The organism is Mycobacterium innocens (assembly GCF_900566055.1).
Taxonomy (GTDB): Bacteria; Actinomycetota; Actinomycetes; order Mycobacteriales; family Mycobacteriaceae; genus Mycobacterium; species Mycobacterium innocens.
In genome coordinates, this window is sequence record NZ_UPHQ01000079.1 from 1 (window position 1) to 10532 (window position 10532).

At 65.5% G+C, this 10532-nt stretch carries 11 protein-coding genes and 1 pseudogene; 10 read left to right on the forward strand and 2 right to left on the reverse strand.

The window, feature by feature from the left end; translation table 11 throughout:
- The 4 genes and pseudogenes from EET03_RS09200 to pspM all read left to right on the forward strand — a co-directional run.
- Positions 1 to 200: pseudogene (locus EET03_RS09200) on the forward strand (IS607 family element RNA-guided endonuclease TnpB); the annotation flags it as partial.
- 181 nt (positions 201 to 381) lie between these two features.
- Positions 382 to 711, forward strand: coding sequence for a transcriptional regulator ClgR (gene clgR / locus EET03_RS09205; protein ID WP_075541610.1), 330 nt, complete (start codon positions 382 to 384; stop codon positions 709 to 711).
- A 147-nt stretch (positions 712 to 858) separates the two neighbouring features.
- A complete protein-coding gene (pspA, locus tag EET03_RS09210; protein ID WP_063469065.1) occupies positions 859 to 1680 on the forward strand; it encodes a phage shock protein PspA in 822 nt (273 codons plus the stop codon).
- Between the two features lie 9 nt (positions 1681 to 1689).
- On the forward strand, positions 1690 to 2505 hold the full coding sequence (pspM, locus tag EET03_RS09215; RefSeq protein WP_099194087.1) for a phage shock envelope stress response protein PspM: 816 nt from the start codon (positions 1690 to 1692) through the stop codon (positions 2503 to 2505).
- A 28-nt stretch (positions 2506 to 2533) separates the two neighbouring features.
- On the opposite strand, the gene EET03_RS09220 is transcribed toward pspM, so the two are convergent.
- Entirely contained in the window at positions 2534 to 2974 is a 441-nt protein-coding gene (locus tag EET03_RS09220) for a limonene-1,2-epoxide hydrolase (protein WP_063469067.1), read from the reverse strand.
- Between the two features lie 74 nt (positions 2975 to 3048).
- Here EET03_RS09220 and EET03_RS09225 point away from each other — a divergent pair, with 74 nt between their 5' ends.
- Together EET03_RS09225 and EET03_RS09230 are read left to right on the forward strand one after the other, a co-directional pair.
- A complete protein-coding gene (locus EET03_RS09225; protein ID WP_099194089.1) occupies positions 3049 to 4203 on the forward strand; it encodes a glycosyltransferase in 1155 nt (384 codons plus the stop codon).
- Positions 4204 to 4233: 30 nt separating this feature from the next.
- Complete coding sequence (locus EET03_RS09230) at positions 4234 to 4428, forward strand: DUF3046 domain-containing protein (protein ID WP_063469069.1); 195 nt, start codon at positions 4234 to 4236, stop codon at positions 4426 to 4428.
- A gap of 132 nt (positions 4429 to 4560) precedes the next feature.
- Here the strand turns inward: EET03_RS09230 and EET03_RS09235 are convergent, their stop codons facing one another.
- Positions 4561 to 5217: a (2Fe-2S)-binding protein gene (locus tag EET03_RS09235; RefSeq protein ID WP_075541611.1), complete on the reverse strand. Its 657-nt coding sequence runs from the start codon at positions 5215 to 5217 to the stop codon at positions 4561 to 4563.
- A gap of 182 nt (positions 5218 to 5399) precedes the next feature.
- On the opposite strand from EET03_RS09235, the gene recA reads away from it, so the two are divergent.
- The 4 genes from recA to EET03_RS09255 all read left to right on the forward strand — a co-directional run bounded on the left by recA (position 5400) and on the right by EET03_RS09255 (position 10359).
- Positions 5400 to 7556 (forward strand): intein-containing recombinase RecA, encoded by a 2157-nt coding sequence (recA, locus tag EET03_RS09240; protein ID WP_075541607.1) that lies wholly within the window; start codon positions 5400 to 5402, stop codon positions 7554 to 7556.
- On the forward strand, positions 7522 to 8043 hold the full coding sequence (recX, locus tag EET03_RS09245) for a recombination regulator RecX (protein WP_075541608.1): 522 nt from the start codon (positions 7522 to 7524) through the stop codon (positions 8041 to 8043). The genes recA and recX overlap by 35 nt, the downstream gene beginning before the upstream one ends.
- An 89-nt stretch (positions 8044 to 8132) precedes the next feature.
- Positions 8133 to 9761 carry a tRNA (N6-isopentenyl adenosine(37)-C2)-methylthiotransferase MiaB gene (gene miaB / locus EET03_RS09250; protein ID WP_082274492.1) on the forward strand — a complete coding sequence of 543 codons (1629 nt, stop codon included), beginning with the start codon at positions 8133 to 8135 and terminating at the stop codon, positions 9759 to 9761.
- On the forward strand, positions 9745 to 10359 hold the full coding sequence (locus EET03_RS09255; RefSeq protein ID WP_075541609.1) for an Rv2732c family membrane protein: 615 nt from the start codon (positions 9745 to 9747) through the stop codon (positions 10357 to 10359). The genes miaB and EET03_RS09255 overlap by 17 nt, the downstream gene beginning before the upstream one ends.
- Positions 10360 to 10532 lie beyond the last annotated feature (173 nt).

Consider the following 10532-nt stretch of genomic DNA (forward strand, 5'->3'; position numbering starts at 1 on the left):
CACACCAACGTGATGACAACGCCGCGATCAACCTCGCACGCTACGAGGACACCATTAGCGTCGTCGGCCCAGTTGGGGCCGCCGTCAAGCGTGGAGCCGACCGTAAGACCGGGCCTGGCCCGGCCGGTGGCTGTGAAGCGCGGAAGGGACGCAGCCGCAAGGCTGCCGAACAACCCCGAAATGGGGTGCGAGTCGCGTGACCACTAAAGATCACTCACTCGCAACGGATCAGGTACTTCGGGATATTTCCGGGCGTCCGTGCTCCTCCGGTGGCCCGGGAACCGCATCGCCCTGCTCGGCGTTGACCAAAGGACCATTGCGATCGGGTTGCGATCGAATGTGGTTGAGATGTCGGGGCGTGACCGGATGAAGGAGACCACGATGGCGTCATTGGTGCGCGAGGTCATTGGCGACGTGTTGCGCGGGGCTCGGGCTTCGCAGGGCCGGACGCTGCGGGAGGTGTCCGATTCAGCGCGGGTGAGCCTGGGATACCTGTCGGAAGTCGAACGCGGCCGCAAGGAGCCGTCCAGTGAGCTTCTCAACGCGATTTGCGAGGCGTTGGAGGTCCCGCTGTCGGAAGTCCTCATCGTTGCCGGCGAGCGGTTGGCCGGCGCGGAGCGTGCGGCACGTGCCTCGTCGGTTGCTGGTGCCAGCATCGACGTCAGCACCAAGGTGGTCATTCCTGCGGTCGCGTCGCTGGCGGTGGCCTGAGCATCGCTTGGGCGGAAGTTGGTGCCGGCCAGTTATGCAACCACGGGTGGGGAGATCGGGCCTGACCCGATAAATTGAGCGGCAGGGTAAGCGGTGGGCGATGCAGGGCCCATCCGGCACACAAGAAAGCGAAGGCGGAGCTAACCGATGGCCAATCCGTTCGTCAAGGCGTGGAAGTACCTGATGGCGCTGTTCAGCTCCAAGATTGACGAGTACGCCGACCCCAAGGTGCAGATCCAGCAGGCCATCGAGGAAGCGCAGCGCACCCATCAAGCGCTGACTCAGCAGGCGGCGCAGGTGATCGGCAACCAGCGGCAGCTGGAGATGCGGCTCAATCGGCAGCTCGCCGACATCGAAAAGCTTCAGGTCAACGTCCGTCAGGCGCTGACGCTGGCCGACCAGGCCACCGCGGCCGGCGACGCAGCCAAAGCGGCCGAGTACAACAATGCCGCCGAGGCGTTTGCCGCGCAGCTGGTGACCGCCGAGCAGAGCGTCGAAGACCTCAAGGCCCTGCATGACCAGGCGCTCAACGCGGCCGCTCAGGCCAAAAAGGCCGTCGAGCAGAATTCCATGGTGCTGCAGCAGAAGATCGCCGAACGCACCAAGCTGCTCAGCCAGCTCGAGCAGGCGAAGATGCAGGAGCAGGTCAGCGCATCGCTGCGGTCGATGAGCGAACTCGCCGCCCCGGGCAATGTGCCCAGCCTCGACGAGGTACGCGACAAGATCGAACGCCGCTACGCCACCGCGCTCGGTCAGGCCGAGCTTGCGCAATCGTCGGTGCAGGGCCGCATGCTCGAAGTCCAGCAAGCCGGCATCCAGATGGCCGGTCATTCCCGGCTGGAGCAGATCCGGGCGTCGATGCGTGGAGAAGCTTTGCCGGCCGGGGGTGCGGTCGGTCCCGGCGCCACCCCGGCCACGCCTGCCGCTGAAGGCGGCGGGCAGATTACCGAGAAACCGTTCGGCCAGTAAGGGCATCAGATGGCGGTCAAGTCGGCTCAGCGTGGGCGGCGGCGTGCGTTGCTGCAGCGCTGGCTCGACATGATCGCCGAGATCTTCGACTTCGCCGCGCGGAAGATCAGCGCCGCCACCGACCCCCGGGCCCGGTTGCTTCGCCGCCGCCGCCGTGCGCTGCGCTGGGCGTTGATATTTAGCGCCGGATGCGTGTTCTGGGCGGCGGTGACGGCGGTGCTGGCGGCCTGGGGCTGGTTCGCGCTGCTGCTGCAGATCACCGGAGCGATCGCGGTGGTACAGGTCATCCCCGCGACGCTGCTGTTCTTCCGCTATCGCTGGTTGCGGGCGGAGCCGCTGCCGACGCCGCGGCCGGCCAACACCCGCCGATTGCCTCCGCCCGGCTCGGCGGCCCGGCCCGCGATGTCGGCGCTGGGCGCCTCCGAACGCGGGTTCTTCTCGTTGTTGGGTGTGATCGAGCGGGGCGCGATGCTGCCGGCCGACGAGATCGCTGACTTGACGGCCGCCGCCAACCAGACCTCGGCGGCGATGGCGGCGACGGCGGCCGAAGTGGTGTCGATGGAGCGGGCGGCGCAGTATTCGGAATCGTCGCGGCCGCATCTGGTGCCCACCATCAACGCGTTCACCGCGCAGCTCAGCGCCGGCGTCCGTCAGTACAACGAAATGGTCACCGCCGCGGCGCAATTGGTCTCGTCGGCCAATGGCGGCGCGGTGGGTGAGCCGGGATCACAACAGCGCTACCGCCAGGAGCTGGCCGGTGCCACCGATCGTCTGGTCGGTTGGGCGCAGGCCTTCGACGAACTCGGCGGGCTGCCCCGCCGGTAGCGCTTGCCGCTGCCTACAGCGTCGTTCCCTACAACGTCGTCCTGAGCTGTGGGATCACCAGTGCGGCCAGACCGCGCAGCAGCGCCTTCGTCATGTCGTAGACATCCACGTAGTCCCGCCAAAGGGTGATCTTGCCGTCGTGCACTTCGAACACGCCGCAGACCCAGAATTGCAGCCGCAGCGGCCCGAGGATTAGCGCATCGGTCCGTTCGGTGAGTACCGCCGCGCCGTCGGCGGCAATGCGGTGGATCTTGACCTCGAAACCGAGGCGCCCTTCCATCTTGCGGAGCAGCTTCACCGTTCGGCGGCCGCCGCGGATCCTTGAGAATCCGACGTTCTCATAGACGAGGTTGTCGTCGAATGCCGCTGCTACGGCGTCGAAGTCCTCGTTCTGCAGGGCGTTCAGGAAACCCTCGACCGTGCGGATGTTGTCTGCGGTTTCGGGGGTGGTCTGGGTCAGCTCGGTCATGGTTGCCAGCCTAGGCGAGCGCGGGCGAGCGTGTGGCCGGGCGTGTGGCCGGGCGCTGTGGCAGGGTAGGGCCGATGCGCGTCGCCGTGGTCGCCGGGCCGGATCCCGGGCACTCGTTTCCCGCGATTGCGCTGTGCCAACGCTTTCAAGCGGCCGGTGACATGCCCACCTTGTTCACCGGGGTGGAATGGCTGGAAACCGCCCGCGCGGTCGGGATCGACGCCGTCGAATTGGACGGATTGACGGCCACCGACGAGGATCTGGACGCCGGGGCGAGGATTCATCGAAGAGCCGCAGAGATGGCGGTGCTCAATGTGCCGGCGTTGCGTGAGCTGGCGCCCGATCTGGTGGTCTCCGATGTGATCACCGCCTGCGGGGGCCTGGCCGCCGAGTTGGTGGGCATTCCCTGGATCGAACTCAACCCGCATCCGCTGTACCTGCCCTCGAAAGGTCTGCCGCCGATCGGCAGCGGGCTGGCACCGGGCACCGGAATCCGCGGCCGGCTGCGCGATGCCACCATGCGGGCGCTGACGGGACGGTCCTGGCGTGCGGGTCTGCGACAGCGTGCCGCCGTCCGGGTCCAGATAGGGTTGCCGGCACCCGATCCCGGGCCACTGCGGCGGCTGATCGCCACGCTTCCCGCGCTGGAGGTGCCTCGCCCGGACTGGCCGGCCGAGGCCGTCGTGGTGGGCCCGTTGCATTTCGAGCCGACCGATCGGGTGCTGGCGATACCCGCGGGCTCCGGGCCGGTGGTGGTCATCGCGCCGTCCACCGCGGTGACCGGGACCGCCGGATTGGTCGAGGTCGCGCTGGGATGCCTGACGCCGGGCGACACGCTGCCGGAGGGTTCGCGGGTGGTGGTCTCCCGACTGGGTGGCGGGGATCTGCCGGTGCCGGCCTGGGCGGTGGTCGGGCTGGGAAACCAGGCCGAGCTATTGACGCATGCCGACCTGGTGATCTGCGGCGGCGGTCATGGGATGGTGGCCAAGACGCTGCTGGCCGGGGTTCCCCTGGTGGTGGTACCCGGCGGCGGGGACCAGTGGGAGATCGCTAACCGGGTGGTGCGTCAGGGCAGCGGCCGGTTGGTCCGGCCGTTGACGGCCGAGGCGCTGGTGGCCGCGGTGAACGAGGTGCTGTCGTCGCCCGGGTACCGCCGGGCCGCGCAGCAGGCCGCCGCCGGTGCCGCCGGGGTCGCCGATCCGGTCCGGGCGTGCCATGAGGCGCTTTAGTGCGGCGATCTGCTGGGTATCTTGACTGGCGTGCGGTTGACGGAGTTCCACGAGCGGGTCACCCTGCGATTCGGCGCCGCCTATGGGGCATCCGTGTTGGTGGACCATGTGCTGACCGGCTTCGGAGGTCGTACCGCGGCCCAGGCGATCGAGGACGGTGTCGAGCCTCGCGACGTGTGGCGGGCGCTGTGCGCCGACTTCGACGTACCCCGCGGCCAGTGGTGAAGTTTGTGGGTTTTGCCGGGTCGAGTGTGACTCTACGGCGTCGAACGTGAGTTCCTGGCGGGCTTCATCCGGTTTTTGTCGCCCAGCACGCTCACTCGAAGCCGTAGCCGCACAGTCAATGCCGTCGCCACGCTAAAGCTCAAGCGGGCAATCGCCGCATGTGCCGCCACCCGGCACGCGGTAGAAGAGGCAGCAGCTGCGACGCCTGAAGTCGAGGCCAGTGAGCACGCCGGTTTCGGCCAGAACGCCGGTGTCCAGTAGGCGGTTGGTGGTCTCGACGATCGGCTGACGCAAGTCAGGCCGTGCCGACAGCAACGCCCGCGAGGCTCCGACGAGGGCTGATGCGATATTGCCGGACAGCAGGGCGGGTGCAACCTTGACCCGCAGGCCGGCCGCGAACGGTTCCATATGGTCCTGTACGACAAGGCGGTACAACCTGGCCGGGAGCTCCGGGAAAGACGGGACAGCTTCTCCGACAGGTTCGGGTAGTCGTAGCTGTGCTCCGTCGTCAGCGCGTTGCAGGTCGCGCAGGTCCGGAAGGACGCCGTGGGCCAGCGCACAGGCGAGAACGGGTGACCACAGCCGGGCGGCGTGGCCGAGGTGAACCAGCGAGGCGCCGATCCGCAACTCCGTGGTGCGGTAACGGGTGAGGGTGGTGCCGATCAGGTCCGCGAACCCGGCGGCGTAGAAGTGGGCTACCGGATGCCATCCGGTGGCGTCACCGCCCACGACCGGCGCGAAAAACCCACCGTAGGAGGATATTTCGGTCAGCTCCGCGGAGATGTTCATGTGTTTTCGGTCAATCGGCATCAAGCGATGTCGGCGCGCCCGGCGTGTCAACTTGAGTCGAACAGATGTTCGGCTACTGTGGTGGGCATTGGCGAAGATGTCGACCTGTCGGTGGCCTTCTCTAGTGTCACGGCCAACCGATCGATACCGGTCAACCGAACACCGACTATAGGAGAGGCACCATGGCGCAAGCCCCCGACCGTGAGAAAGCTCTCGAACTGGCGATGGCCCAGATCGAGAAGAGTTATGGCAAAGGCTCGGTGATGCGCCTCGGTGACGAGGTGCGTCAGCCGATTTCGGTCATTCCGACCGGATCCATCGCCCTGGACGTCGCCCTGGGCATCGGCGGCCTGCCACGCGGCCGGGTGGTGGAGATATACGGCCCGGAGTCCTCGGGCAAGACCACCGTCGCATTGCACGCGGTGGCCAATGCGCAGGCCGCCGGCGGTGTCGCGGCGTTCATCGACGCCGAGCACGCGCTGGATCCGGACTATGCCAAGAAGCTCGGTGTCGACACCGATTCTCTGCTGGTCAGCCAACCGGACACCGGTGAACAGGCACTCGAGATCGCCGACATGCTGATCCGCTCGGGCGCGCTCGACATCGTGGTCATCGACTCGGTGGCGGCGCTGGTGCCGCGCGCGGAACTCGAAGGCGAGATGGGGGACAGCCATGTCGGGCTGCAGGCCCGGCTGATGAGCCAGGCGCTGCGGAAAATGACTGGCGCGCTGAATAATTCGGGAACCACCGCAATCTTCATCAACCAGCTCCGGGACAAGATCGGAGTCATGTTCGGATGTGGCTCCTGGTACACCAATGTCACCCTGGCCGACGGTTCGACTGAAAAACTTGGCAAGATTGTGAATCAGAAGATGGACGTCGAGGTCTTGTCTTACGATTTCGAATCCGGGCAAATTGTTCCGCGGCGAGTTACCAATTGGTTCAACAATGGAAAGGCAGAAGAGTTCCTGCACTTCAAGGTTGATCGAGCAGGAAGCGGGACTGGACGTGGGCACGCTAGCTTGGCAATGACTCGCAACCATCTCATCCGAACCCCTGTTGGCTGGCGTGAAGCTGAAGACATAAATGTTGGCGATAGAGTGATGTTGGCACAGCCTCGCCTGCTCAGTGATCAGCAGTGGGAAATCGTGCTGGGTTCGCTGATGGGCGATGGGTGTCTATCCCCGCCAGTTCGACAGGATTCCGAGAGCGCGCGGCTCCGCATAGGACACGGAGCCCAGCAGTCGGCCTATTTTGATTGGAAAGTCTCTCTGCTGGCGAACATCCCGCACAGTCGCACCGTTAACGGCAAGGGTGCAGCGTTCGTAGACTTCTCCCCGCTCGCGGAACTCCATGAATTGCGAAGCGCGGTGTATTTGGGAGATGGAAAGAAGTTCCTCTCCGAGGAATACCTCAAGGGGCTCACTCCACTATCGCTAGCGATCTGGTACATGGATGACGGTTCGTTTAGCCTCCGCTCCAAGGGGCTGCAACAGCGCACACAAGGGGGAAGTGGGCGAATCGAGATCTGTGTTGAGGCGATGAGCGAAGGTTCGCAAGTGCGGCTTCGTGACTATCTGCACGACACTCACGGCCTCGATGTACGACTTCGTAAGGCTGGTGCGGCCGCCAAGGCAGTGTTGGTGTTTTCTACCGCAGCTACTGCGAAGTTTCAGCAACTAGTGGCGCCCTACATGGCGCCATGCATGGCGTACAAGCTGTTACCACGGTTTCATGGCCGCAGCATGGTGACGCCACAGTTCGTTGAACCAATCATGGAGCTAATGCCGGCACGTGTCACCGAGATTGAATCAAAGACTGATTACCCAATCATGAGTCGCTTCGATATCGAGGTCGAGGGTTCGCATAATTATTTCGCGGACGGAGTGATGGTGCACAACTCACCCGAGACGACAACCGGCGGAAAGGCGCTGAAGTTCTACGCGTCGGTGCGCATGGACGTGCGACGGATCGAGACGCTCAAGGATGGCACCAACGCGGTCGGCAACCGCACCCGGGTCAAGATCGTCAAGAACAAGGTGTCGCCGCCGTTCAAGCAGGCCGAGTTCGACATTCTCTACGGCAAGGGCATCAGCAGAGAGGGCTCGCTGATTGATATGGGCGTGGACCAAGGCTTTATCCGCAAGTCCGGGGCTTGGTTCACCTACGAGGGCGAGCAGCTCGGCCAGGGTAAGGAGAATGCCCGCAACTTCTTGATGGAGAACGTCGACGTGGCCAACGAGATCGAGAAGAAGATCAAGGAAAAGCTTGGCATTGGCGCAGTGGTGACCGATGACCCCTCAAATGACGACGTCTTGCCCGCCCCCGTCGACTTCTGAGCCATCCCGCGAAGGGCGGGCGCGGGCGTTGTGCCTGCGCCTGCTCACCGCGCGATCGAGAACTCGCGCCGAGTTATCCGGCCAGCTGGCCAAGCGCGGATACCCCGACGACATCAGCAACCGGGTCTTGGATCGGCTGGCCGCTGTTGGTCTGGTGGACGACACCGACTTCGCCGAACAATGGGTGCAGTCCCGGCGAGCCAACGCGGGAAAAAGCAAGCGCGCGTTGGCTGCTGAGCTGCACGCCAAGGGCGTCGACAACGACGTAATCACCACGGTGCTGGCCGGCATCGATGGCGCTGCCGAGCGGGAACGGGCCGAGCAACTGGTACGGACCAGGCTGCGGCGGGAAACACTGGGCGACGATGAAACGCGAGTCAGCCGCCGGCTGGTGGCTATGTTGGCCCGCCGCGGCTACAGCCAGACGGTGGCGTGCGAGGTGGTGGCCGCCGAGCTGGCCGCCGAACGGGAGCGCCGGCGCGTCTAGGGCCGCCGCCGAGTCCCGATGCGTCCTGCTAGGCGTGGGGCCGCGCATCCGGCCCGGCGCGAACCGGCCGGTCGCCGTACCATGACCCCGTGACTTCGACGGTGGCGCAGCGGGCGGATGCTGCGAATGTGGCGGGCAACGCTGCGCCCACTGCCGCACGTACCTACCAGGTCCGGACCTACGGCTGTCAGATGAACGTCCACGACTCCGAGCGTTTGGCCGGCCTTCTCGAAGCTGCCGGCTACCAGCGTGCAGCCGACGGCTCAGATTTTGGAGACGCCGACGTCGTGGTGTTCAACACCTGCGCCGTTCGCGAGAACGCCGACAACAAGCTGTACGGCAACCTCAGCCACCTGGCCCCGCGCAAGCGCACCAATCCGGACATGCAGATCGCGGTCGGCGGTTGCCTGGCGCAGAAAGATCGCGATGTGGTGCTGCGCAGGGCGCCGTGGGTCGACGTCGTCTTCGGCACCCACAACATCGGATCGCTGCCGACATTGCTCGACCGGGCCCGGCACAACAAGGTCGCCCAAATCGAAATCGCCGAGGCGCTGCAGCAGTTCCCGTCGTCGCTACCGAGTGCTCGCGAATCCGCTTATGCCGCTTGGGTTTCCATCTCCGTAGGATGTAACAACAGCTGCACGTTTTGCATCGTGCCGTCGCTGCGGGGCAAGGAAATCGACCGCAGTCCCGCCGACGTCTTGGCCGAGGTGCAGTCGCTGGTGGACACCGGCGTGCTCGAAATCACCCTTCTTGGACAAAATGTCAACGCCTACGGCGTCTCGTTCGCCGACCCCGCATTGCCGCGCAACCGGGGCGCGTTCGCCGAATTGCTGCGCGCTTGCGGCCGTATACCGGGCTTGGAGCGCGTCCGGTTCACCTCCCCGCATCCCGCCGAGTTCACCGACGACGTGATCGAGGCGATGGCGCAGACACCCAATGTCTGCCCCGCGCTGCACATGCCGCTGCAGTCCGGGTCGGATCGGGTGTTGCGGGCCATGCGGCGGTCCTACCGAGCCGAACGTTATCTCGGCATCATTGAACGGGTTCGTGCCGTGATGCCGCACGCCGCCATCACCACTGACCTGATCGTGGGCTTTCCCGGTGAGACGGAGGAGGACTTTGCGGCCACTCTCGATGTGGTGCGCCAGGCCCGATTCGCGGCGGCGTTTACCTTCCAGTACTCCAAACGCCCCGGTACTCCGGCCGCCGACTTCGACGAACAATTGCCGAAAGACGTCGTGCAGCAACGGTATGAGCGGCTCATCGAGTTGCAGGAGCAGATCTCGCTCGAGGGCAATAGAGAGCTCGTCGGGCAGAGCGTCGAGGTGTTGGTCGCCACCGGTGAAGGACGCAAGGACAGCCACACCTCCCGCATGAGCGGGCGGGCACGTGACGGACGACTGGTCCATTTCCGAGCGGGCGATCAGCACGTGCGTCCCGGCGACATCATCACCACTCAGATCACCGGCGCCGCCCCGCACCATCTCATCGCCGACGCGGGCATCACTACCTACCGCCGCACCCGCGCCGGCGACGCCTACGCCGGCGGACAGCGCGCCGGCGACGCCTACGCCGGCGGACAGCGATCACCCGGCGTCGGGCTCGGCATGCCCGGTGTCGGACGGCCCGTGGCCGCCGATCCTGTGGGTTGCGGCTCCGGGTGCGGCCCGACGGACGATCCGGGTAACGGGTCTTGCGATGAACGGAGCAGTTGACGTGGCCGACTTCGATGCCTACCGATCCGAAATCGAGGCGGCAGAGCGCCGGGTAGCAGGTGAGATTGAGCCTGGCGCAAGGGGTTTCGTGGTCGCGATCCTGGTGTTCGTATTGGTGGGATCGTTCATCTTGCCGCACACCGGCAGCGTGCGGGGATGGGACGTGCTGTTCAGCAGCCACGGCGCGGCCGCCGCTGCGGTGGCGTTACCGTCGCGGGTCTTTGCCTGGTTGACGCTGGTTTTCGGGGTGGGCTTCTCGATGCTTGCCTTGATGACGAGGCGCTGGGCGCTGGCCTGGATCGCGCTCGTGGGGTCGGCACTGGCCAGTGGCACCGGTCTGTTGGCGGTATGGTCGCGCCAGACTGTCGCCGCGGGTCATCCCGGGCCGGGTATCGGGCTGATCGTGTCGTGGATCACCGTGATGCTCCTGACGTTTCACTGGGCACGGGTGGTGTGGCAGCGCACCATCGTGCAACTGGCCGCCGAGGAACAGCGTCGCCGCTTGGCGGCACAGCAACAATCCAAGACATTGTTGGACAGCCTGGACGAGCCCGACCAGCCCGGTGACGGCACCGCTACCAACGGCAGGGACCGCTAGCGGGAGTTTCCGGCCTTCGTTGATCGACGGCCTGATTTGCCCTGGTGGGTTGTGTTTTTGGGCAGGGCTGGTGTATTACCCAACTCGCGGTGTTGGGCGCTGTTGGTCAGCGGGTGGGTGCGTATTGGTGGATTGCGAACAGGTCGGCGAGTCGCTGTTGGGTCGGGCTCATG